This is a genomic window from Streptococcus bovimastitidis, assembly GCF_001885095.1.
GTDB classification, from domain to species: Bacteria; Bacillota; Bacilli; order Lactobacillales; family Streptococcaceae; genus Streptococcus; species Streptococcus bovimastitidis.
Window position 1 is genome coordinate 197,998 of record NZ_LZDD01000002.1, and the last position, 23,138, is coordinate 221,135.

Annotated in this window: 22 protein-coding genes; 5 read left to right on the forward strand and 17 right to left on the reverse strand. The window is 37.6% G+C overall.

The genetic code is table 11. From position 1 onward, the window contains the following. Positions 1-20: 20 nt before the first annotated feature. The 9 genes from A9Q68_RS06720 to A9Q68_RS06755 all read right to left on the reverse strand — a co-directional run bounded on the left by A9Q68_RS06720 (position 21) and on the right by A9Q68_RS06755 (position 6,805). On the reverse strand, positions 21-1,412 hold the full coding sequence (locus A9Q68_RS06720; RefSeq protein ID WP_071793920.1) for an oxaloacetate decarboxylase subunit alpha: 1,392 nt from the start codon (positions 1,410-1,412) through the stop codon (positions 21-23). 1 nt (position 1,413) lies between these two features. Then, a complete protein-coding gene (gene citX, locus A9Q68_RS06725) occupies positions 1,414-1,968 on the reverse strand; it encodes a citrate lyase holo-[acyl-carrier protein] synthase (RefSeq protein WP_071793921.1) in 555 nt (184 codons plus the stop codon). After that, the gene (citF, locus tag A9Q68_RS06730; protein WP_071793922.1) at positions 1,961-3,493 is read right to left on the reverse strand and encodes a citrate lyase subunit alpha; all 1,533 of its coding nucleotides are present in this window, start codon (positions 3,491-3,493) and stop codon (positions 1,961-1,963) included. Before citF ends, citX begins: the two co-directional genes overlap by 8 nt. After that, positions 3,493-4,380, reverse strand: coding sequence for a citrate (pro-3S)-lyase subunit beta (gene citE, locus A9Q68_RS06735; RefSeq protein ID WP_071793923.1), 888 nt, complete (start codon positions 4,378-4,380; stop codon positions 3,493-3,495). The genes citF and citE overlap by 1 nt, the downstream gene beginning before the upstream one ends. Continuing rightward, positions 4,368-4,673, reverse strand: a complete 306-nt coding sequence (citD, locus tag A9Q68_RS06740; protein ID WP_071793924.1) for a citrate lyase acyl carrier protein — start codon at positions 4,671-4,673, stop codon at positions 4,368-4,370. The genes citE and citD overlap by 13 nt, the downstream gene beginning before the upstream one ends. A gap of 67 nt (positions 4,674-4,740) precedes the next feature. Then, positions 4,741-4,866 (reverse strand): OadG-related small transporter subunit, encoded by a 126-nt coding sequence (locus A9Q68_RS11065; RefSeq protein WP_276204047.1) that lies wholly within the window; start codon positions 4,864-4,866, stop codon positions 4,741-4,743. 34 nt (positions 4,867-4,900) lie between these two features. Further along, entirely contained in the window at positions 4,901-6,022 is a 1,122-nt protein-coding gene (locus A9Q68_RS06745; protein ID WP_071793925.1) for a sodium ion-translocating decarboxylase subunit beta, read from the reverse strand. A 29-nt stretch (positions 6,023-6,051) separates the two neighbouring features. After that, entirely contained in the window at positions 6,052-6,462 is a 411-nt protein-coding gene (locus A9Q68_RS06750; RefSeq protein WP_071793926.1) for an acetyl-CoA carboxylase biotin carboxyl carrier protein subunit, read from the reverse strand. Positions 6,463-6,481: 19 nt separating this feature from the next. Continuing rightward, positions 6,482-6,805 (reverse strand): hypothetical protein, encoded by a 324-nt coding sequence (locus A9Q68_RS06755; protein ID WP_071793927.1) that lies wholly within the window; start codon positions 6,803-6,805, stop codon positions 6,482-6,484. Between the two features lie 341 nt (positions 6,806-7,146). Between A9Q68_RS06755 and A9Q68_RS06760 the strand changes: the two genes are divergently transcribed. The 3 genes from A9Q68_RS06760 (at position 7,147) to citG (ending at position 10,270) form a co-directional block, all read left to right on the forward strand. After that, positions 7,147-8,550 carry a CitMHS family transporter gene (locus A9Q68_RS06760; RefSeq protein ID WP_071793928.1) on the forward strand — a complete coding sequence of 468 codons (1,404 nt, stop codon included), beginning with the start codon at positions 7,147-7,149 and terminating at the stop codon, positions 8,548-8,550. Positions 8,551-8,694: 144 nt separating this feature from the next. Beyond that, entirely contained in the window at positions 8,695-9,396 is a 702-nt protein-coding gene (locus tag A9Q68_RS06765) for a GntR family transcriptional regulator (protein ID WP_071793929.1), read from the forward strand. Continuing rightward, on the forward strand, positions 9,380-10,270 hold the full coding sequence (gene citG / locus A9Q68_RS06770) for a triphosphoribosyl-dephospho-CoA synthase CitG (RefSeq protein WP_071793930.1): 891 nt from the start codon (positions 9,380-9,382) through the stop codon (positions 10,268-10,270). The genes A9Q68_RS06765 and citG overlap by 17 nt, the downstream gene beginning before the upstream one ends. Before the next feature lie 35 nt (positions 10,271-10,305). Here citG and A9Q68_RS06775 read toward each other — a convergent pair whose 3' ends face one another. Then, positions 10,306-11,370 carry an AbrB family transcriptional regulator gene (locus tag A9Q68_RS06775; protein ID WP_071793931.1) on the reverse strand — a complete coding sequence of 355 codons (1,065 nt, stop codon included), beginning with the start codon at positions 11,368-11,370 and terminating at the stop codon, positions 10,306-10,308. A 210-nt stretch (positions 11,371-11,580) separates the two neighbouring features. Here A9Q68_RS06775 and citC point away from each other — a divergent pair, with 210 nt between their 5' ends. Both citC and A9Q68_RS06785 read left to right on the forward strand, forming a co-directional pair. Beyond that, positions 11,581-12,627 carry a [citrate (pro-3S)-lyase] ligase gene (gene citC / locus A9Q68_RS06780; RefSeq protein ID WP_071793932.1) on the forward strand — a complete coding sequence of 349 codons (1,047 nt, stop codon included), beginning with the start codon at positions 11,581-11,583 and terminating at the stop codon, positions 12,625-12,627. A 151-nt stretch (positions 12,628-12,778) separates the two neighbouring features. Further along, positions 12,779-13,681, forward strand: coding sequence for a LysR family transcriptional regulator (locus A9Q68_RS06785; protein WP_071793933.1), 903 nt, complete (start codon positions 12,779-12,781; stop codon positions 13,679-13,681). Here A9Q68_RS06785 and A9Q68_RS06790 read toward each other — a convergent pair. The 7 genes from A9Q68_RS06790 to A9Q68_RS06820 all read right to left on the reverse strand — a co-directional run bounded on the left by A9Q68_RS06790 (position 13,678) and on the right by A9Q68_RS06820 (position 23,096). Then, entirely contained in the window at positions 13,678-15,036 is a 1,359-nt protein-coding gene (locus A9Q68_RS06790; RefSeq protein ID WP_071793934.1) for a CitMHS family transporter, read from the reverse strand. The genes A9Q68_RS06785 and A9Q68_RS06790 overlap by 4 nt on opposite strands. A 3-nt stretch (positions 15,037-15,039) precedes the next feature. Next, on the reverse strand, positions 15,040-16,179 hold the full coding sequence (locus A9Q68_RS06795; RefSeq protein WP_071793935.1) for a 2-methylaconitate cis-trans isomerase PrpF family protein: 1,140 nt from the start codon (positions 16,177-16,179) through the stop codon (positions 15,040-15,042). Between the two features lie 25 nt (positions 16,180-16,204). After that, on the reverse strand, positions 16,205-17,569 hold the full coding sequence (locus A9Q68_RS06800; protein WP_071793936.1) for an MmgE/PrpD family protein: 1,365 nt from the start codon (positions 17,567-17,569) through the stop codon (positions 16,205-16,207). Positions 17,570-17,805: 236 nt separating this feature from the next. Then, positions 17,806-18,864: a glycerate kinase family protein gene (locus A9Q68_RS06805; RefSeq protein WP_071793937.1), complete on the reverse strand. Its 1,059-nt coding sequence runs from the start codon at positions 18,862-18,864 to the stop codon at positions 17,806-17,808. A gap of 4 nt (positions 18,865-18,868) precedes the next feature. Beyond that, positions 18,869-19,591 carry a MurR/RpiR family transcriptional regulator gene (locus tag A9Q68_RS06810; RefSeq protein ID WP_071793938.1) on the reverse strand — a complete coding sequence of 241 codons (723 nt, stop codon included), beginning with the start codon at positions 19,589-19,591 and terminating at the stop codon, positions 18,869-18,871. Between the two features lie 38 nt (positions 19,592-19,629). Then, positions 19,630-20,487, reverse strand: coding sequence for a carbon-nitrogen hydrolase family protein (locus A9Q68_RS06815; RefSeq protein ID WP_071793939.1), 858 nt, complete (start codon positions 20,485-20,487; stop codon positions 19,630-19,632). A gap of 8 nt (positions 20,488-20,495) precedes the next feature. Continuing rightward, positions 20,496-23,096 (reverse strand): glycoside hydrolase family 38 N-terminal domain-containing protein, encoded by a 2,601-nt coding sequence (locus tag A9Q68_RS06820; RefSeq protein WP_071793940.1) that lies wholly within the window; start codon positions 23,094-23,096, stop codon positions 20,496-20,498. Positions 23,097-23,138 lie beyond the last annotated feature (42 nt).

The window sequence follows — 23,138 nt, forward strand, 5'->3', positions numbered from 1 at the left end:
GCCGTGCACTTAGCGTTTTTTTAGTTTAAATCAAGGCTAACTTTTACTTCTTGGACAGGTACATCGTAGAAAGGATCTTCTCTGCGACCAAGGAAATCTTTAGCTTGTTTAGGGAAGGAAGCATAACTTAGAACGTCTTCTTCACACTTAGCATATTTGGCAATTCCCTCACGAAGCGTTGGTAATTGTGGCTCAATTAAATCAGCTGGGCGAATCGTAACAACTTCTTCGTCACCAATGATTTTTTCCTTGATACCCTCAGCTAAAGGTGCTGGTGATCGTCCATATAAACCCCGAACGTAATCTTTAATTTCATTTGGAACAACTTTGAAGCGTTCGCCTGAGATAACATTCATGAGAGACTGCGTTCCTACCATTTGTGATAAAGGTGTAACTAATGGTGGGTATCCCAAGTCTGCTCTAACACGTGGAACTTCTGCAAGTACCTCATCATATTTATCAGCCAAACCTTGTTCGGTTAATTGGCTTAATAAGTTTGACAACATCCCACCAGGTACTTGATAGATTAAGGTTTTTGGTTCGACATCTTTGACTTTTGGATTCAGCAGACCTTCAGCACGGAAGTGATCACGAACCGTGTTAAGATGCGCAGCTACTTTCTCGACTTCTTTTAAATCAATACCCGTTTGGAATCCTAATTCTTCTAGTCCCATGACGAGTGACTCAGTAGCTGGTTGACTTGTTCCTCCAGCAAATGAAGACACTGCAGTATCAATGATATCAGCACCAGCTTCAGCCACTTTAAGATAAGTCATCTCAGAAATACCACTTGTCGCGTGTGTATGGATTTCCAAAGGTAAATCCACCACTGCCTTAATACCTTTAACCAAATCATAACCCGTTTGTGGCGTAAGCACTCCTGCCATGTCTTTAATACAAATCGAATCTGCGCCAATTTGAGCATAATCCTTTGCCAACTGAACAAAGTAATCGACTGTATGAACCGGACTTGTCGTGTATGAAATAGCTACTTGGGCATGACCTCCAAATTCCTTTGTCGCTGAAACAGCTGTTTGGAGATTTCGAGGATCATTAAGGGCATCAAAAATACGGATAATATCGATACCATTTTCAATGGATTTCTGAACAAATGAACAAACCACGTCATCTGCATAATTACGATAACCCAGTAAATTTTGCCCACGAAGTAACATTTGTAATTTTGTTTTTTTAACAGCTTTACGGATTGTACGTAGGCGTTCCCAAGGATCTTCGTCTAAATAACGTAGACATGAATCAAAGGTTGCTCCACCCCATACTTCTAATGCATGATAACCAGCATTATCCAGATTCTCCAGAATTGGCAACATTTGTTCAGTTGTCATACGTGTTGCAATCTGACTCTGTTGACCATCCCTAAGAACCGTTTCCGTAATACGGATTTTTGGCATTTTATTCCTCCTCTTTTTCTTTGTTGGACGTAATAATTTGACTGATAACAGCTTGCATTTCTTCTACTGAATGTTTCCGAGACCTGCCACATGATTTTGCATTATCAGCACAAACATAACATTTTCTGGCTGCTAGTCCTAAATCCTGGCGACTAATGGCTTCCATCTTACCTCTATTGAGCCAAAGGACATCTAAATCAAATAATCGTCCTAAACTATTCTCAGTTTCAAGATTTATCATTCTCTTTTTCAAGTCTTGTGCCGATAATGTCGTTAAGAGGTAATATTCTGATCCTGTTTTTAAGGGTAAGTAATGCTTAAAAAGAATCTCTTGATCAGCTAGACTAACTTCAATCTGATCGACCATTTCTTCAAAAACTTGCTTTAATTTTGGTGAAGTTTTAATAGCGCCTGGTATATTCATGGTAACCGATAGGAGATTAGTATCGGGATACTTCTTGAATAATGATAGTTGCCGGAAGCTTCGTTGTTCCCTGGCAGCCATCATTTCTTCCAGACTAACATTCTCACCTGTAAAAATACTTGTCTTAGACATTGCGGACGACATCAATTAAGCTACCATCACGGTATTCAATCAATGCAACGACTTTATCCCCATACTCAATAGCATCTGGTTGACCAACAATTGAATAAGCTTTTTCTTTTAATTCTTGGACAGTTAATTGTGGTACTTTCAAGTCTTTGAAATGCTCAACTAAATCTGGACGATTAGGGTTAATCGCAATACCAATTTCAGTAACAATGACATCAACACTTGTACCTGGTGTAATAACGGTATTAACCTGATCAACAAAGGTTGGGATGCGGCCACGTACTAGTGGAGAAATCACTAAACTCATCTTAGCTGCAAAGGCTGTATCACAGTGACCGCCAGATGCACCACGGATGACACCGTCAGAACCAGTCATGACATTCACATTGAAATCAGTATCAACTTCTAATGCTGATAAGATACAAGTGTCCAATTGATTGATAACAGAACCTTTACTTAATGGTGAAGCGTACATATTAGCATCGATTTCATAATGGTGGCTATTTTGGTCTAAAGAAATAGCTGATGGATGGTCAAAGTCCTGAACGTCGATAATTTTTTCTACCAATCCTTCTTGTAGCAATTCAACCATGGCATTTGTAATGCCACCTAAAGCGAAGCTTGCTGTGATACCATCTTTAATCATTTGCTCTCTCATATAACGTGTAACTGCTAAAGAGGCTCCGCCAGTTCCCGTTTGGAATGAGAATCCTTCTTTATAATATGGAGAGTTGGTAATAACTTTTGAGGCATACTCAGCAATGAGCAACTCTTTGGGATTTTTTGTAAAGCGAGTTGCACCTTTGGCAATTCCTTCAGGATCTCCAATAGCATCAACAACAACGACATAATCGACATCTGTTTGTGGGATTGAAATTGGAGTATTAGGATATGGCATCAAGGTATCTGTGATAACCACAACCTGATCTGCATATTTTGCATCAATCATGGCATAACCTAAAGAACCACAAGTAGCTTTCCCTTTTGTACCGTTAGCATTTCCATAGGCATCTGAACTTGGTGCCCCTAAAAAGGCAACGTCAATATGGATATCACCGGCAGCAATAGCGCGTGCACGACCTCCGTGTGAACGGATAACAACTGGATTTTCCATTATTCCTGAAGAAATTGCTGCGCCGACTTTGTCACGAAGACCAGAAGACGTAATATTTGTCACAACGCCATTTTTGATATGTTCGATTAATGGTTCATGGACATTAGCAATTGAACTTGGTGCGATAGAAATATTTTTGATTCCCATTTTGGCAATTTCATCCAAGACCATGTTCATAACATAGTCACCTTCACGGAAATGATGGTGGAATGAAATCGTCATGCCATCTTTTAAGCCCGTTTTTTCAATTGCTTCACGAATGTTTGCTAACATTTTATCGTCTTGAGGTTTTACAGGACGAATATTGCGACTCACTTCTTGATACTCTTTAATATGTGCTAATTCACCTTCGAATACGCCGTATGCATCAGCATATTCTTGAGGAATATCGCGATTAACTTTATTGACAACCATTATAAATCCTCCTCAGTAAGTAATCCAGCAGCTTTTGCTAACATGATAACACGTTCTGCACGTTCAACGATTGGTTTATCAACCATTTTACCTTTAAGGGAAATAACACCAGAACCTTTGCTTTCAGCTTCACGAATAGCCCAAATTACTTCTTTGGCATTTTGAATTTCTTTTTCAGTTGGTGCATAAATTTCATTGACCAATGGAATTTGGCGTGGATTGATGACTGATTTACCATCAAAACCAAGTTGTTTGATTAGACGAACTTCGTCTTGGAAGCCTTCTGTATTATTAACATCAGAATAAACAGTATCAATAGCTGCAATTCCAGCAGCACGAGCGGCATGAAGAATCATACTTCGTGCAAAGAACAATTCTTGCCCATCTGGATGACGACGTGTCTTCATATTTGTCACATAATCTTCAGCACCTAAAGCAATACCAATTAAACGGTCTGATGCTTTAGCAATGGCTGGTGCATTTAGTACGCCTTCAGCGGATTCAATGGCTGCCATCATTTTTGTACGACCGACTTCGATTCCGTTCTCACGTTCAACACGTTCAATAACAGCTTCAACATCAATAATATCTTGAGCTATTTCCGTTTTTGGTAAGCGGACAACATTAACTCCGGCTAGGACAACTGCTTCAATATCTAAAGCTCCTACTGTATCTAATCCATTGACGCGAACAACTGTTTCAACTGAACTATAGTCAAAAGTTTTCAAAGCAAAATGAACTAAAGCGCGTGAAGTATCTTTTTCTTTTAATGATACTGAATCTTCCAAGTCAAACATAATTGAATCTGCACCATATAAAGGAGCATCTCTAAGCATTGCTGCATTTGCACCTGGGACAAACATCATTGTTCTTCTTAAACGTTCCATGTGTCAATCTCCTTCCAGTCGTATTGATCTACACCAGCTGCACGATGAACAGCTGCGATTGTACGAGCTTGAATGGTACAATCCAAAGCACCTTTATCTACTGCTTGAACAGCGACATCATTAACGCCCAAGTTTTTCAAAGTTTCTTCAATGACTTGTCGGATGCGACGACCAAATTGTTTTTCAACACTACTTTCTAAATCAATAGTGATACCATTTGCTCCAGGTTTTACTGTTACCATAATGTCGCTTGATTCCAGACTTCCTGCAACAGCAGTTTGTGAAATTTCCATAAATATACCTCTTCTATTTTGATGTCTGACATCTCTTTTTAGATGTTAGGCAATTCATTTACAATTTTTATTTTGCTGGCAATAGCTTGATGAGAAGTTCTGCTACAGCATAGAGAATACCTAATACAATAAATACTCCTGCCATACCTAATCCCATCAGCTCAAAAGCCATGACTAAGTGTTCCATATTCATAATCTTGTTTTCCTTTTCTTCTAACTCTTCCTTATTAACTAAAGAATGATAGTAATAAGCCACCTGCAATAACCGATGCAATCTGACCTGAAACGTTAGCGCCAACAGCATACATCAAGATGAAGTTTTGAGGGTCTTCATCGGTAGCCATTTTTTGAATAACACGACTTGACATAGGGAAAGCTGAAATACCAGCTGCACCAATCATTGGGTTAATTTTGTTTTTACGGAAAAGATTTAAGATTTTAGCAAAAACAACACCACCAATAGAATCCATAATAAAGGCAACTAAACCAAAAAGAATAATCATCAAGGTTTGGAAATTCAAGAATAATTCAGCTTGCATTTTTACAGAAATGGTTAACCCTAGAAGGATTGATACAATATTAACTAACTCATTTTGAGCTGTCATTGACAAACGATCTAATACGCCACACTCACGAAGAAGGTTACCAAACATTAAGAAACCAACAAGTGGTAACGAAATTGGGGCGATAAATCCAGCTACGAATGTAATAACAATTGGGAAAAGAATTTTTGTTAATTTTGAAACACTCTCCGCTTTATAAGTCATACGGATTTGACGTTCTTTTTTAGTTGTAACCATTTTAATTGCAAATGGTTGAATAATTGGTACCAAGGCCATATAAGAATAAGCCGCAACTGTGATCGGACCTAATAGTTTTGGTGCCAATTGGTTAGCAACAAAAATGGAAGTTGGACCATCTGCTGCACCGATGATACCAATAGAAGCAGCTTCTTTAATATCAAAACCGGCCATAACAGCCACAACTACTACAAAGAAAATCCCAAATTGGGCAGCTGCTCCAAATAAAAGCATAAATGGATTTTGTAATAATGGACCAAAGTCAATCATTGCTCCAATACCAATAAAAATTAAGAGAGGGAATAACTCTGTTCCAATACCAATATTGAAGAGGGTATCAAAGACACCTTCCTGATGAACCCCATTGACAACCTGGGTTAAGACCCCAGTCCCTGGGAAGTTAACCAAAATTGTTCCAAGTCCCATTGGAACAAGAAGAGTTGGTTCATATTCTTTTTTAATACCTAAATACATTAATAGGCCACCGATGAGCATCATCACGATTTGCGGGATGGTGATCGATGTAATACCTTGAATTAATATTTCCACGAGACACTTCCTTTTCTAAATTTATTTTTTTAATTAATTGTAATAAGACCGTCACCAGCATTAACTGTTTGTCCTTGAGAAACGTGAATTGCTGAAACTGTTCCTGCTTGACTAGCAACAATCTCATTTTCCATTTTCATTGCCTCAAGAATCATTAATGGTTGGTTTTCCGTAACGCTGTCCCCAACATTTACAAGAAGTTTTAAGATTGTTCCAGGCATTGGTGAAGCCATAGCATCTGCACTATCAGGTGCTACCGGTGCCGCAGGCGCTGCTTTTTCTTCTGGTGCTGGAGCTGGTGTTTCAGCTGCAGCAGGTGTAGATGCTGCAGGTGCTGGTGCCGGTGCTGGTGCTGGTGCCGGTGCTGGTGTTCCACCAATTTCTTCCATCTCAACCATATATTCTTTTCCATCAATACTAATTTTGAATTTGCGTAACATTTTTATTCTCCTATATTAATTATTTTTTGCGATAAACAGATTTTACGACTAATTGACTATCTGGACGATCAATACTGGCAATACTCGTTGCTATTAAAGAAACCGTAACAACTTCAGGATTTCTTTGCCAAATCTTTTTCACTTTAAATTCACTTTCAGATTGATCACTCGCAGCAATCGAACTGGCAATTAAAGTAACAAGTCGAGTATCTTCAGGTTCAGCTGGAATATAACCAGGTAATAGTTCCCAATCATCTTTTTCTTGATTAACCGTTATCGTATCTGGACTTCTTACTACTTTATCTTCTTTGGTTTTACCAAATAGACGTTGCAATATTCCCATCTATTTCCTCCTTTCAACTCATTGAATCATATAAGCCTTGTAGCTTCGTAGGATTATTTCTAAGTCTATTATATTATGAAAACGCATTTATTTTTGGCTTTTTTGTGTTTTTTCATTTTCTGATAATATCATTGAAAAAATTATTTCTATTTTGAAAATATTTTTCTCTTTTATGTTTTTTTATTGTTTTTTCTTAAAAAAGCGCTTTCGTTTTCAAACGCTTTCATATAAACTATGGTTGTTACTTGCTTGAAGACAGATTTTTTAATGTTCCTTTTTTGTTAGTCATTTAAGCAAATACTAAATTTATCACTAAATATATTTTATAAAAGGAGATGCTTATGTTACTCACTATTTTAGCTTATGCTATGATTGCTATTTTCATGTACGTTGTAATGTCTAAGAAAATGTCGCCATTATCAGCACTAGTCATGATACCTTTGGTATTCACCATTATCGCCTTCCTTACAGGTGTTGCTGATATCAAAGCGGACCCAGCCTTTGTTGAATCATTAGGTGGGGAAAAACTTGCCAATAACTTATCAGCTATTGGACCTATGGTTTTATATGGTATTAACCAAACTGCCAAAACTGGTATTATGTTGCTTTTCGCAATCTTATACTTCTCAATCATGTTAGATACTGGTTTATTTGACCCGATTACAGAAAAAATGATTCGCTTCGCTAAAGGCGATCCAATGAAAGTCTTGATGGCAACTGCTATTGTTTCTGCAGCTGTATCGATGAATGGTGACGGTACAACAACTACACTAATTGTAGTTTCTGCCTTCTTACCAATTTATCAAAAATTGAACATGAAGGTTATGAACTTAGGTGTTCTAATCATCCTTCAAAATACTATTATGAACTTACTACCATGGGGTGGCCCAACGGCCCGCGCCATGTCAGTTCTTAACGTTGGTTCAGAAATTCTAGCTTACTTAGCACCAGGAATGATTCTTTCACTACTCTATGTAATCTTCTTTGTAGCTCCAAGTATGGGGCGTAAAGAACGAAAACGTCTTGGGATCACTCACCTTTCAGATGAAGAAATGAGCAAATTAACTAAAATTTCTGATCCTGAAAAAGAAGCAACCCGCCGTCCTGATTTATTCCTTTTCAATGGGATTATGACTATTGTCTTAATCGCATGGTTGGTTGCTGGTTCATTTATCTCAGCAATCGAAGTCCCTTCATTACTACTCTTTGCCGTTGGAACTATTGTTGCCTTGATGGTTAACTATCCAAACTTAAAAGATCAATCAAAACGTATCGGTGACAATGCCGGTGATGCTGTTCAAGTTGTTATTCTCGTCTTTGCTGCCGGAATCTTTATGGGATTATTCCAAGGATCAGGTATGGCAAATGCATTAGCACAAAGCTTTACAACAATTATCCCTAAACAATTAGCTGGCTTCTGGGGAATAATTATCGCCCTCCTATCTGCTCCAGGAACATTCTTCCTCTCAAATGATGGATTCTACTACGGTATTATGCCAGTACTTGCTCAAGCTGGAGCTCGTTATGGTTTCGATAATATGTCAATGGCCTTAGCTTCCCTAATGGGTCAAGCTTTCCACTTGCTCAGTCCACTAGTTGCTTTCATTTACCTACTTCTTCGTTTAACTGGATTAGATATGGGAGAATGGCAGCGTACTGCTGGTAAATATGCCCTTGGTATCTTCATTATCTTTATCGTCACAATTGTTCTTATGGGACACATGCCAATTTATATTCCACAATAATGTGATTTACCTCCGCCAAAAAGGTTATTCTCCTTGCAGGATAACCTTTTTTTCAATTAATAGATAATACTCTTCAATCTAGCTCAACCTATATTTATTAACAAAATTTAGTTATAATGAAAAGAAAAGCAAGAAGGAGACCCTATGACTTCAATAACACAATTGGTCAAAAATAACTTAGAATTATCAAAAAATATACCTCTAAAAATCGCCTTGTACGAAGCCTTCAAAAAAACCATTGTCCTCAGAGAAATTCCTGCCGGCACACGGATTAATGAAAAAGAATTCTCTACTGAACTAAATATCAGCCGGACTCCTATTCGTTACGCATTGGGTGTCCTAGAGGAGGAAAAATTAGTTGAACATATCCCAAACAGAGGGATTATCGTTAAAGGTGTCAGTTTACAAGATGCGCACGAAATTTTTGAAATTCGGAAATCACTAGAAACTCTCGCATCAACCACTGCCATGAACAAGATGACAAAAGCCGATTTTGATGAGATGAAGGAACTTTTAGAGACTTGTGAAGGTTATTTACTAGAGCATAATATCGATAATGTCTTAAAAAATTTCAACGATTTTAACAATTTGATTTATGAAAAAAGTCAAATGCTTCGTTTGAAAGAAATCGTTTCTGAATTGCAAGCTTATTTACTCTATTTCCGTCGCATCTCTATTTCCTCGGATGACCGGCGGCGTAAGGCACTCGATGAACATTGGATGATTTATCGTGGTATGAAGAACAAGGATTACCAACAAGTTACCTTAATTACCCATGAGCATTTAAACCACTCCTTAGATTTCATTATTCAAGAAATGGAACAAGACAATGATCCAGACAGATAAATTGGCTTATTTCAGTCAATTAGCCATAAAAGCTTTACTCTACGAAGTAACCTTAACCCCAAAGCCGGGGCTTGTTGATGGAGCAAATAATGGATCTCATACGGACATGACCTTGACAACATTCGTTGATTCTACTCTGGCTCTTGCTCCCCACTTCCAGCGCTATCTAGAGCTGGGTTATTCCCACCATCAAAAGGAGCCACAAGAACTCTTTGAACTCTTGCGGCAAGAAGGTATATTAGCTGAGAAATCTATGTTTGAAGCTACTCAAGGTATCAACACCCATAAAGGAGTCAACTTCTCTTTCGCCTTGCTATTAGGTTCGACCGGCGCCTATCTCGCCCAACATCCAGAACTTTTAGACAACCCTTCCTCTTTTTCGGCGGAAAATAGCCAAGCCATTTGTCAAGCTATCATCCCAATGACCAGCCATTTAATTGAAATGGATTTAGGCGATTTGCAGAGCAAAACAGAATTGACTTATGGTGAAAAACTCTATTTAAACTATGGTATAAAGGGGCCAAGAGGCGAAGCCAGTCAAGGTTATCCTAGTATCGGGGAAAAGGCATTACCTTATCTACGGCAGTTAGCGAAAACGGAAATGTCAAGTCATGAACAACAACTACGACTTTTACTCTTCCTGATGACATTTGTTGAAGATGCTAATGTCATCCACCGAGGAAGCATTGAAGACATGTATCAGGTACAAGCTGAAAGCCAAGCCTTGCTTAAAAAGAACAATACTTATGAACAGATCGTTTGTGCCTTAGAAGATTACAACTGCAGCATGGTCAAACGTAATCTCAGTCCAGGTGGTTCTGCGGACCTATTAGCACTTACCTTCTACTTTGCTTTTTTAGAAAAACTCATATAACCAAAAAACAGGTTGCCATTTAGCAACCTGTTTTTTTAGTGGAAAAGATGAAAAATGAGTTTGATTAACAAGGGCATGATGATAACGGTGTACATGGTCCGACTAATCTGAATGCCGGCAATTTTAGGCATATCACCACCAAGTTCTCCTGCTAACAAGGAAATATCTGTAGCGCCAGCTGGGGAAGAGGCAAAGAGAGCCGATTGAATATCCAAAAGCCCACGTTTATACATGAGATAGCCGAAAAAGCCATTAATCAACATGTAACTGCCAAGCATGAGGAGAATAGGAATAAAAAGGTCTTTCATATCCAATAAACTCTCATGGCTAAAACTAGTACCAATCAAAGCACCTGCTAAAATTTGGGCAAAGGACCTAATGGACTTTGTCATCTGCACCGTTTCTTTTTTTATTTTCAGAGCGGAAGATGCTAGAAGTGCAAAGATAAGTGCGCCAACGGGAACACCTAAGGCATTGCCAATCAAGCCTGCAATGGTTGCCACTAGCAGAATGAGTAAGTCATTTTTAAGTCGATTCTTGCCAGTCAACACTTGTCCTGCTTTCCCTACTTGTTTTGAAGCAGTCGCAGCTCCTTGTCTTAGCTCTGGTGCGAAGCGATTTGTAATAAAAGAAACCCAAGCAGGCAAAATTAATAGAATACCAATCAAGCGAACAGATTGCATAGTTGCCACAATATCTGGCTTAGCCCCCATATCAATGGCCATTAGAGAAACATCAACAATACCTCCAGGCAAACAAGAAAGGAAAGCAGTCATCATATCCATCTTAAAAAAGATCATAAAGACAGACCCTAAGACAAACATATTGAGGGTAAAGAGAGTCATCAGCCCCGCTATGGCTTTTGCCAAATGTGGGAGATTCATGAAATCCCTTTTTGAAACCTGCTGTCCTATATAGGCACCACTAATGATTTGAGCAAGTATTTTAAATTGATGGGCAATAGCCATTTGTCCTGTAAAAATCGAGACAGAAGCAACAGCAATCATGCTACCAATCATATATGCACCTGGCACTTTTAATTTTTTAGCCACTAGGCCACCGATTAATCCTACCAAGAGTGTTATTTCAAAAGTGATCACGCCTTCTCCAATCTATTTTTTCTTTCAAATCTTTATTCATTAATCATCTTAGCACGATATGGACAATCATTCTAGTTTAATCGAAGAAATAATCTGATATTTGCTGTCTTTTTAATGTCTTTTCAAAGCCAAAACACTTCCTAATACTCTTTAGAAAGGCGTCCAATGGTATAATAGAAAGGAATTAGTTCCAGAAAAGGAGGATTTCCTATGTCAGAATTTACCGTTTCAAAAATTTTCCCTTCAGACAAGGTTAATCAGGCCAAAGTTACGCAATTATTGGAAGATGCTGGAATAAAACGCGACCAGAATCTTGACTATACCTGTGGTATCTTCGAGGACGACGGCACATTAATCGCTACTGGGAGCTTATTTGCAAATACCCTACGTTGCTTTGCCATCTGTAAACGATATAGCGGTGCCGCCCTTCTCAATATCCTGGTCACCCATCTGATTAGCATCCAGTTTGAGCGTGGTAACACCCATCTCTTTGTCTACACGAAACCTGAGACCAGTAAATTCTTCAAAGACTTAGGCTTTTATACTATCGCCGAAATTCCTCATCTGGTCACCTTCATGGAAAATCGCAAGTCTGGCTTTGCCGATTACCTCAAAAAGCTCAAGGACGAAAGCAAGACGACTCAAGAGAGTGCAGCCATCGTCATGAACGCCAACCCTTTTACTTTAGGCCATCTTCATTTGGTGGAAAAAGCTGCTGCAGAAAACAAGGTTGTCCACCTTTTCATGGTCAGTCAGGATAGTAGCTTAATTCCATTTAAGGTTCGCAAAGAATTAATCCTTGCTGGTACAGCGCATCTGAACAATATTGTCTACCATGAAACAGGTCCTTATATTATTAGTCAAGCAACATTCCCAAGCTACTTTCAAAAAGATCAAGAAAGTGTTATTAGAAGTCAAGCACAACTAGACTTAAGCATTTTTGTGGCCATTGCAAAAGAACTTAGCATTAGCAGACGATATGTAGGAGATGAACCAACAAGTGTGGTGACAAACCTCTATAACAGAATCATGCAAGAAAACTTACCTCAAAATGGGATAAACTGTACCATTATTCCTCGGATTGAAAGTGATGGTCAAGCTATTAGTGCATCAACTGTTCGCCAATATATCAAAGAAGATAACCTTTCTGCAATCAAAGCTCTAGTCCCTCAATCAACATTCGACTACTTAAACCGTCCAGAGGCGCAAGAGATCATTGATAATATCCAAAAACAAGCTAATGTTATCCATTACTAAAACATAAAACCACCAGTTTCCCTTACAAAACTGGTGGCTTTTCACTAAATATATTATATAAAATAATACCGAAGATACTGCTATTATAGCATTGTTTTTGATAAAAAACCTATGCTATAATGACGCTAAAGACTAAGTCGAGGAATCACATATGGAAATCAAAGATATTGAATATATTAAAGCTATCTTAGACCATGGAAGTATCACGAAAGCTGCTGAAGCACTTTATATCACACAACCATCCTTAAGCACCTACATCAAAAATATGCAGCAACGCTTAGGCTTTGATGTCTTTATCCAACATGGCAAGAAATTCGAACTCACCTACCTTGGGGAAGAATTTTTAAAATATGGACTTCAAATCTTGAGAATCAAAGAAGACTTTTATGATCGTCTTCAAAATATTCAAGACAATCAATACGGTCGCTTAAAAATTGCCATTCCTTTATTGCGGAGTTCTTATTTAGTTCCTGTTCTTTTGCCTATATTTAAGGAAATCTATCCTAATGTTGATATTCTTTTGAATGAATCCTCATCAGCAAATTTCCCTAGTTTAGTTGAAAATGGGGATGTTGATTTAGCCTTAATGAACCGGTCTGATAGTTATGATCATCTGCAAACCGAAAAAATTAAGTCCGAAGAAATACTACTTGCACTCCCAACGAAACACACTTTATGTCCTAAAGCAATCAGAGATGACCGACACGAATTCCCAGTTCTTGATTTAAGGGATTTGAAAGAGGAAGTTTTTATCCTCCACCAACCTGATCAGTTTTCCCGTCAAGTGGCTGATACCATATTCACCAAACATGATTTCCATCCAGATAAAATATTAGCAACCAGAAATATTGAAACTGCTACAAATCTGGTTGCTAATAATCAAGGTGTTTGTTTCATCAACAATAGTCATACTAAACATTTAATCACAGATAAATTGTCATTCTTTTCATTAAAAATTCCATTTTATGTTGATTTGATTGTAGCCTATCGCAAAAATCGACAGTTGCCTTCTTATGCTAAAAGCTTTATTGATATTTGTAAAGATACCATTTAAAGTGGGATGGCACCTGTCAAAATGGCAATGGCAGTTTGTAGAACAAAACTGATTAAACCCCATTTTAAGTATTCTTTTTGATAATCGACAAAGCTAACTTCAGTACGGTCTACTAAGACATATAAGAAGGCAACTAATGGACTAGCAAAACGAACAGCTTGACCCATTAAAGAGGCTACCCCAATTTCCACTGGTGTTGCACCATAGCTATAGGCAATCGGTGCAATTACCGGTAAAATTCCAAAATAGAAGGCATCATTTGGCAGGAAGAATAATCCTGGCAAGGAGATTAAAGCTAGGATAAAGGGAATATAGGAACCTAGGTTTTCTGGAATCATAGATACTAATTGTGTCGCAATAGCACTACTCATGCCTGAACCATTTAAGATTCCCATAATAACACCTGCACCAAAGACAAGTGAAACAGGTCCTAAGGCTTCTGCACCATTAGCTAATAGACGTGAATTTTGTAAATCAAGGTCTTTATAATTGACCATTAAAGCGATACCAGTTCCTAAAAGGAAGAGAATACCACCATTAATCACATCCATAATCAACAAGACCATGATAGCAATGGTTAAAGCTAAGTTGAACCAAATCAGTTTTGGTCGTTTGTATTGAATATTATTTAAGGTAACATCTGAAATAATATGTTCTGTTTCATCATCCGTTAAGATACCCATGCCTGGTTTATAACCAAGGCGTTTTCTTTCTTTCTTACCATAAGTGTAAGCCTGGAAAATACACAATAGTCCGGCCGCAAACATTCCTGGCAATACTGGTAGTAAGAATTCTTTAGGGCCAATATTTAGTACAGGCATTGCGCGAGCCATTGGACCACTCCAAGGAACCAAGTTCATAACAGAATTACCAAAACCTATAATAGCTGCTAGGTAAATCTGTTTCATGCCCATTTTTTTGTACATAAGAAGCATGGCTGAAGTTACAATTAATACGGTTGTTGTTCCATCACCATCAAGTGAAACCGCAAGTGTAATGAGGGCAGAGGCGATGGTAATCTTCATCGGATCTCCCTTGGCCCATTTAATCATATAGACCGCTAAAGGATCAAAGAGACCAGCATCAAGCATTACTGAGAAATAGAGAATGGCAAAAAGTAACAGAGTAATTGTCGGTGCAACACCGGCAGTAATTTTTCCTGCATCACCTGGTTTGAAATAAAGTCCCTCAAAAATCCATTGGAAAGCATCTAAAATTGGGGTCTTTGTTACAAGTGCTGCAATTAAGCCAAAGACAACTGGGACTAAGACTAAACCATTAAAAGGTGTCATCTTTTTTGTCAAAAGTAAGACCATAAAGGTCACGATCATTAAATAACCTAGTATTGCAAGCATCCGCTATGCCTCCTCTATATAAGCAGTACCAGTCATCAATTTTCTTGCTGTACGATAACTTGACACTGACTGAATCTCTTGTTTATTGTCTTGTTTTTGTGCCAAGGTAGAAACTGTAATTTTACCACTACTATGACCAATCTCAAGAGCTTTATCTTGATTTTTATTTTTTAATAAATCATGCACTAAAGTACCTTCAATATAACTTGCTGCTCCAGTACAAAGCGCACCTGTTAACGCAATTGATTTGTGGGCCTTTTGCATGCTCATCATTCTGACACTTAAGTCATAATCATTAGCAGCGATAGATACCCCTCCTGTTGTTTGATAGTCAATCGGACTTGCTATCAGAGTCATTTTAGGAACCCCTGGCGTTATGACAGCACTATCTTTGTAATCATCAATGATTCCCATTAATACAGCTGCTTTACCACGGATTTCTTCCAAAAGACTTAGCAAAGGAACATTACTATCAATTTCTTCTGGTGTTTCAATTCCTTGTAAATCAAGGTCTTCTGCTTTGAGATAGACTAAAGGATTTGCTGCATCGACAATGGACACAGTTACCCTATTACCATTTTCTAAGTCAATCTCATCCTTGAGTCTGCCAGTTGGCAGTAATTTGCCAGAAAAAGCACCCGAAGGATCTAAAAATTCCAATTCAATTTTGAGACCTTTCCCTGGAACTCCAGAAATCTCAAAATCACCTTCATAAGTCAGTTGACCATTTGGTGTTGGGATATATTCATTAATAACTTTCTTGGTATTTGTATTATAAACAGCAACCTTTGTCATTGGAGAAGTTATTTCAACAAGTTGGTTTTCAATAGCATAGATGCCGACAGCAGATGAGATATTCCCGCAGTTTCCAGAGTAGGAAACTACAGGCTTATCTACTGATACTTGAGCAAATGTGTAATTAACATCCCAAGCATTTTTTTCTTCTTTTGAAATGATGGCAACTTTACTTGTTGTTGAAACAGCTCCGCCCAGACCATTAATTTGTCTAGTATCTGGACTTCCCATGAGTTTCAGTAAAATGAGATTACGGGCATCTTCTTCTACTGGAAGGTTAGCTTCGTCGATAAAAAGACCCTTACTTGTTCCACCACGATAGATACTAACAGGTATTTCTACTAACATAGCAACTTCCTTTCCTTATTGTGAATTAGATTTTTGCAAGAAGATTTGTTAATTCACTAATCTCAATTTCTTCTAAACGATTGATAGTATCCGCAATATCTAAAGCTAATTTAGAATCGATATTCGCTGTCAATAAATTGTATTTCTCTAAAAGAACATCCCATGTTGCTGGACGTGAAGTAAAACCTTGGTAGTCATCTTTATTGATTTCGTATACTTTACCATCATTTGTTTCCACTTCAAGCTTGATAGCCATTTCTTTAGGGAAGCGTTGGCTAAACTCTGGATTTTCTTTAACAGTCACTTTTTGAAGGAGGCTTTGAATGTCATCAGCTAAAATACGGTCTTGCTCGTATTGAGCTGGCAATACTTGCCCATCAAGGTAAGCTGCAGAAAGCATGTATGGAAGTGAATGGTCGGCTTCTTCTTTAACACGAATTGTTTTCTTCTCACCTTCTTCACCACCACCAATGATATTGAAGGCAACATCAAAGGTATCTAAACGAATTTCTTTAATGTCTTCTGCTGGGATATTTTCTTTATTACGGAATTCAATCAATCCTTCAATTGATGATTGTGAATGAATTTCAGCATTGTAACGTTTGATGATTGTGTCAAGGACACGACCTAAACCTTCATTTTCCCAATCAATCTCAAATTGACCAGCAATTGTTTCGTAGAAACCTTTATTTCCTTCAAAAACTTCACGAGGTCCTGTGATATCATATTTAGCAAGTAAAGCTGAAGACATTGCTCCACGTGCTGTATTCGGAGCAGCCAAACCTTTCCAGTTTGATAAAGCACCAGTTCTTGTTACACGAAGTGAGTTGTAACTTGTTCCAGAAATTGAAATAGCGTTAGCAATTTGTTTAGCATCTAAACCTAATGCTTTCGCTGCACCTGCTGCTGCACCATAAGCTTCTTGAACTGTGTGGTCAAAACCATGTTTACGAACAGGAGCTTCATCTGATAAACGACATTGAATTTGATAAGCAATTGCTAAACCAAGCAAGAAGTCTTTACCAGTTCCACCATTATGTTCTGTCGCAGCAAGAACTGCTGAGATATTGTCTGAAGGGTGACAAGTTTCGCCTTTTGCAAGATATGAATCATTGTAATCTAGATAGCGAATAGTTGCACCATTGAATAAAGCTGCGTAATCAGGAGTTGTTTTACCGCCACCGATTAAAGTTGCTGAACCATCTTTCGTTAAATCATGTGTCATTTTTTGAATGCTTTTGATTGTTTCACTCTCTAAAGATCCAATTGCACACCCAATAGCATCAAGAACACGACCTTTTAATGCTGCGATTTCTTCCTTAGATAAGTCTTCAAATGATTTCGCATCAACCCATTTACCAATTTGTTCAACTACTGTAAGTTCTGTCATTTTTTTCTCCTTAATTTTTATAATGTCATTATAACGTAAACGCATTCATGCAACAAATTGATAAATATAATGATAATTATAGCCAAAACCTATTATTCATCATAAAAAAGAAGCACTTTTCATAGAAAAGTGCCTATTTTTGGGGATTTTTCTTTATAATTAACAAAATTATTTAGGATTTAAGAGTAATATTTTAAAAAATTGTCGAGTTTTTCCAAGTGTTCTTTTTATGTTTTTTAATCTAAGGCCATAAGAGCTATTATGTTCTCCATAACTTTCTTAACATTATCCAAAGTTCTTTCCGTCTCCATAGCTGCGGCTAGGGTCAAGACTTGTCTTTGGATGGCAAAGACTCCCGTGAAATAGTCAGAAGTGTTGGTAAATTTAGGAGAAATACTGCCACAAAGGGCAATAACCGGTTTGCCATGTTTTTGAGCCATTCTAGCTACACCAACTGGAACTTTTCCAGACTTGGATTGCATATCCAGTTGGCCTTCACCAGTGATGACAATGTCTGACACTTTGATCTGTTCTTCTAAACCGATGAGGTCTGCAATGCTAGGAAAGCCTGCTTCTAATCTGCCACCGAGAATTCTGATCGCAGCGCCTAGGCCTCCCGCAGCACCCGTACCGGATATGCTCTGTAGGTCAAGCCCTCTTTGGGTGCTAACCATTTTCGCAAAAGACCTAGCCCAAGCATCACTGTCAGCAATATCTTGAGGGCTTCCACCTTTTTGTGCTCCAAAAACAGCAGCATAGCCCTGGAGGCCGTAATAGGGATTGGTGACATCTGTCAAACCAATCAGCTCAACATGAGAGGGCAATTGGAAGGAGTCGCCTGTCAATGAAAAATTCAGACTTTCTAAAAGGCCATAACCCCCATCAGAGGTGCCAGTCCCTCCCAAAGTTAGATAAATTTTCTGACAGTTACGGTCGATTGCATCCAAAATGAGAGCTCCAAGCCCAAACGAAGTAGCCTGACGATAAGTCTCCGAAGTCGGCACAATCTTATCCAGACCCACAACCTCAGCCGACTCAATAAAGGCCATGTTGCCAACCTTCAAATACTTTGCCATAATCGGTCTTTTTAACAAATCAAGGGTCTCAACCTCAATAAATTCCCCATCTAAGTTTTCTGCTAAAGCAGCAATGGTCCCCTCGCCCCCGTCAGCAATGGCAACCTTGGTCACCCTTGCTTCCGGCATGACAGCCAAAATACCAGCTTCCACCGCCGCATTGAGCTGACTACTAGTGGCAGAGCCTTTAAAAGAATCAATTGCAATCGTAAAATGCATGCTTTCACCTTTCAGAATAGGATGTGAAGAGTCTCTCTAGAACAATCAGTAGGGGCAATTTGTCCGTTACATTTGAACCATCATAAGTCCTCTTCGGACTAATACAATATAGCTCGAGGTCAGCAACTTTTGATAAGGAATTATCCGCAAAATGAGTAAGGGAAATGACTTGATGACCTAGTGACTTTGCATCCTTTGCCAGTTGTAAGCCCGGTTCAGTTTCGCCGGTTAGACTTATAAAGAGGATAGTCTTCTTTTCCTTTTGATTTACTTGTTTTCGTAATTCATGCTCATACTCGATAAAATAAAACTTATTTTCTACAGCATTTAATGTATCTACAAAAATTTTTGCCACAAAAGCCGTTGAACCAACTGCAAAAATAATAACTTGTTTACTTTTACAAAATAATTCAATAACTTTCTTATGTTCAATCTGTTTTATTAAATCAATATTTTTATGAACAAAATCTAAATAAGTTTTTTCTTGCCCTGCTTGCCTATCCGAGCTCTCTTGACATAGCGATTTTTTTAGTTCCAAAAATCCCGTATATTGAAGTTTATGACATAATCTCGTAATGGTATTAGGAACAGTATAAAATTGTCTAGCTAATTCAATTATTTTGACATCCTGGATTTGAGTTTTATTCGCACTAATATAATCACAAATATCATCTTCCAAATCAGTAAAGTGCGATTCAAATAGACGTCTTCTTTCTTCAAAGTTCATGTAATACCTCCAAAGAAATTATATCATATGACAAGTCGTTAATAGTTTTTTACCGTATTTAATAGTTGTAAATAGACTTTTTCATCTAAATCACGTAAAACCGGGAAAAATTGACGAATGCCCTTTTTATCCATATTTATGGCAACTGTTTGAATTTCTTCTTTATCATAACTAGATTTCGATATCATTGGATAGCCAGGTACCTTAAGTTCTACATCCCCAGCTTCATAAACGCATGAACCACCCCAGTATTCTGTTGCTCCTTCTTTTCCGACTAGGTTTGTATAAAGGAATGGAATTGTATTTTCCATGGCTCTCACCTTAACAATCGGTTCAAAGATTTCCTTCTCAAATTTTGGCGATCCTGAAATTCCAACTAGTAAATCTGCTCCTTTAAGAGTCATTAATCGAGCTAGTTCTGGAAAGAAGATATCATAACAAATTAAGCAAGCAATTTTTCCAATTTTTGTTTGGAACACTTGTAATTCTTGTCCAGTCTTAAAGAAACGACGATCGGGAAAAGCGCCATCACCACCCGTATCAGTTGCATGTCCTGGTAAATAGTTTTTGCGCCATTTACCTATATAACCTTCAGGTCCTACTAATACTGCAGCATTGTATAGAACACCTTCAGCACCCTCTTCCGGCATTCCCCAAATGATATAAATATTTTCTTCTTTAGCTATTTCAGCAAAGTAGTCACTTGCTTTTCCAGGTATTATTTCAGCCTGATTGAAAAAGTCATCACCGCAATTATAGCCAGTTAAAACAAGCTCAGGAAATACTATTAAATCTGAACCTTCACTTGCAGCTTCTTGGATAAAACGAGTCATCTTTTCCATATTGCTTTTTTTATCACTGGTAATCGGTGTCATTTGACACGTTGATACTTTCATAAAATTTCTCACTTTCTATCAAATGCTATGCTAATAATTTGGTTAGGTTCAATGTCATTTAATCTAATTTGTTGATTGGTAACTGAAATATTTTCTTGACTTTCAAGTACATTCTCAGATAAGTTGACCAATCTAGGATTAGACAGAATTTCCTTATCAAAAACAATTTTGGCATTTTTAAGACTCTCTTGCCCTTCATTTACGATACGGAATATTAGGCCATCAAAGGTATTTGCCTTTTTCAAAGCATGCATACTTAGCTCAGAATTCTCTACACATAGATAGTCTCTTTCACTAATATGAGATGATATAGTTTGTGAGGCAAAAGGTGCTTGTTGATACCGATCTGCTTCTTTTGCAATAGCCGTTATTTCTCCGGCAAAAAAGGCATATTCAAATTCATGTGACCCAATCATCTCACTGTCTGGTGTTGCGACATGAAGACCTGAGCGACGTCCTGGTCGATAGAGTAAATCTTGTTTACCCATATAATCAGTTGAAGTTAAGAGTGGGATAGTGATTGAATCCTTATCTACAGTTTCAGGGATTTCATAAGTAACCAATCCTTTATTCAAAATAATCATATTGCTTCCATGGCTCTCAAATCCTGTAAAGCGTTGCTGTGGATAAACAGGATAGTAAAGTTCTTGCCAATCTTCCCAGTCTATAGCTCGTTCAATTTGATTTTCTCTCCACAAAAGACCAAACTGTTGTTCTGAAAAATGCTTTTCAGTCTTTTTGTTATTTGCAAAAGACACACTAATTCGGTGATTCTTAACTGTATTCTCAATGTTTGTTTTAAAATCAATTCTTCTAGAGTGTCTTGTAACTGTCACAAGTGTTTGTATAGAGATATTCGTTGTTTCTTCACTACGATTCGTTACATCACTATCAATTGGTGCCTCCAATTTATAGTTAATTGCCATCTGAGCTAAGTCTGTCGAATTCACTAAAACTTGCCAATTCTCTAGATTTGCTTGGAAATTTTGATCATTTAGTGGAGGCGAATAGTCATATTCATCACCAGCATTTCCATTTTCAATGATGCGATTGAGATGGCTAAATGATTCATTTGACTCTTTATCAAAGTATGTAAAAGTCCCATCAGATTCCAATTTTAATGTGAAAAAGTCATTTTCAAAAACTTCATTATTAAAAATTTCTTTTTGCTTCTCTAGACTTCCTGGAATAGCATCTGAAATATCAAAATAATGGATACCAATTCCGTTAACTGGAACGCTTAAGAAAATTCTATTCTTATAAAGATAGATATCCTCATTTTTTCCACCAATTTCAATTGTTGTGTCATTAAGATTCAATTGTTCTTGTGAAATCAAAGTAAATGGGAGATTATCATGACTTTCTGAACAAGAAATAGAGAATTCTTTATGGCTTGTGTAAATATCAATAGTCGTTTCAAGAAGATCTTGATGAGCATTTAAATTAAAGAGGGCAAACTTATCAAATGATAGTGCTTTATTTCCATCCAAATCCAAAATATCTTCATAAGCAAGAATATTTAATTCAGATGCTAATTGAAGCGCCTTATCATAGCGAACTTTCATCTCTAAGTGGGTCTCATCAGTACAAACTGAACAGATGGAATCATGAGCTTGGTTTTGCAACATATATTTACAAGCATGATCAATTAACCCTTTTGGATATTTTCCAGTTTCTAGAAATCGCAGAGCAGATAATGGTTCAGTTTGACTGAAAAGTTGTGTTTGCACATCATAGTTTTTTCGTTTTAAATCCGGTCGGGTCATACCAATCCCTACATGGACGCGCATGTTTTTACCTTTTCGGAATTCACCTGTAACGACCTCTTTATTAACATCATGCTCAAAAACCAAATCTTGGTAGGCTTGTAAACTTGATAAGGTAAATTCATGTTGGCCTTGATAATGGTGATTTAAATCTGAAATAATCTTCGGCAAATGCTTTTTAATTTTGCGTTGGTCAAAACCACACATTAACAAAATATGACCAGAAGGTGATGTTTTAGATAGTAGTTCTATATTTTCTTCAATAATTTCAATATTTTTGTCAAGATCCAAACTTAAGTCACGCGCATTACCATATCCTTGACTAAGTACAGTAGTCTCCACTTGTGAACCATCTTGACTTTTCCAAAGGAAGTTTTCTGAGGCTGTTTCTTCACCAGTCATCCCTCGCCAAAAAAGTGCACGATTATAACCAAATCCATTTAATAATTGAGGAATTTGTGCCGATTGCCCAAATGAATCAGGAAGGTAACCAATTTCCATTTCATCATGAAAAGCATTGGCCAATTCTTTACCAATTAAAAGATTCCGGATAAGTGATTCACCACTTGGAACAAACTCATCAGGCTGTGTATACCAAGGTCCAACAATGATCCGATTTTCTTTAATCAGTTTTACTAAGCTTTCCCGATTTTCTGGTTCAATGATTAAATAATCTTCAAAAACGACCATTTGACCGTCCATCACAAAACATGAAAAATCAGAATCATTTTCTAAGGTTTCGATTAAATCATCGAAAAAATCAACCAAGCGAACGCGATATTTTTCAAAAGTTTTATGCCACTCTCTATCCCAATGTGTATGAGCAACGATTGAAAATTTCATGATATTCTCCTTTAAATAGCTAATGAAGCTACCATTGATAGC

What these genes read in the sequence shown, in the direction of transcription:
- A9Q68_RS06720 (WP_071793920.1), bottom strand. Translation starts at nt 1,412, where the DNA reads ATGCCAAAAATCCGTATTACGGAAACGGTTCTTAGGGATGGTCAACAG.
- citX (WP_071793921.1), bottom strand. Translation starts at nt 1,968, where the DNA reads ATGTCTAAGACAAGTATTTTTACAGGTGAGAATGTTAGTCTGGAAGAA.
- citF (WP_071793922.1), bottom strand. Translation starts at nt 3,493, where the DNA reads ATGGTTGTCAATAAAGTTAATCGCGATATTCCTCAAGAATATGCTGAT.
- citE (WP_071793923.1), bottom strand. Translation starts at nt 4,380, where the DNA reads ATGGAACGTTTAAGAAGAACAATGATGTTTGTCCCAGGTGCAAATGCA.
- citD (WP_071793924.1), bottom strand. Translation starts at nt 4,673, where the DNA reads ATGGAAATTTCACAAACTGCTGTTGCAGGAAGTCTGGAATCAAGCGAC.
- A9Q68_RS11065 (WP_276204047.1), bottom strand. Translation starts at nt 4,866, where the DNA reads ATGAATATGGAACACTTAGTCATGGCTTTTGAGCTGATGGGATTAGGT.
- A9Q68_RS06750 (WP_071793926.1), bottom strand. Translation starts at nt 6,462, where the DNA reads ATGTTACGCAAATTCAAAATTAGTATTGATGGAAAAGAATATATGGTT.
- A9Q68_RS06755 (WP_071793927.1), bottom strand. Translation starts at nt 6,805, where the DNA reads ATGGGAATATTGCAACGTCTATTTGGTAAAACCAAAGAAGATAAAGTA.
- A9Q68_RS06760 (WP_071793928.1), top strand. Translation starts at nt 7,147, where the DNA reads ATGTTACTCACTATTTTAGCTTATGCTATGATTGCTATTTTCATGTAC.
- A9Q68_RS06765 (WP_071793929.1), top strand. Translation starts at nt 8,695, where the DNA reads ATGACTTCAATAACACAATTGGTCAAAAATAACTTAGAATTATCAAAA.
- citG (WP_071793930.1), top strand. Translation starts at nt 9,380, where the DNA reads ATGATCCAGACAGATAAATTGGCTTATTTCAGTCAATTAGCCATAAAA.
- citC (WP_071793932.1), top strand. Translation starts at nt 11,581, where the DNA reads ATGTCAGAATTTACCGTTTCAAAAATTTTCCCTTCAGACAAGGTTAAT.
- A9Q68_RS06785 (WP_071793933.1), top strand. Translation starts at nt 12,779, where the DNA reads ATGGAAATCAAAGATATTGAATATATTAAAGCTATCTTAGACCATGGA.
- A9Q68_RS06790 (WP_071793934.1), bottom strand. Translation starts at nt 15,036, where the DNA reads ATGCTTGCAATACTAGGTTATTTAATGATCGTGACCTTTATGGTCTTA.
- A9Q68_RS06795 (WP_071793935.1), bottom strand. Translation starts at nt 16,179, where the DNA reads ATGTTAGTAGAAATACCTGTTAGTATCTATCGTGGTGGAACAAGTAAG.
- A9Q68_RS06800 (WP_071793936.1), bottom strand. Translation starts at nt 17,569, where the DNA reads ATGACAGAACTTACAGTAGTTGAACAAATTGGTAAATGGGTTGATGCG.
- A9Q68_RS06805 (WP_071793937.1), bottom strand. Translation starts at nt 18,864, where the DNA reads ATGCATTTTACGATTGCAATTGATTCTTTTAAAGGCTCTGCCACTAGT.
- A9Q68_RS06810 (WP_071793938.1), bottom strand. Translation starts at nt 19,591, where the DNA reads ATGAACTTTGAAGAAAGAAGACGTCTATTTGAATCGCACTTTACTGAT.
- A9Q68_RS06815 (WP_071793939.1), bottom strand. Translation starts at nt 20,487, where the DNA reads ATGAAAGTATCAACGTGTCAAATGACACCGATTACCAGTGATAAAAAA.
- A9Q68_RS06820 (WP_071793940.1), bottom strand. Translation starts at nt 23,096, where the DNA reads ATGAAATTTTCAATCGTTGCTCATACACATTGGGATAGAGAGTGGCAT.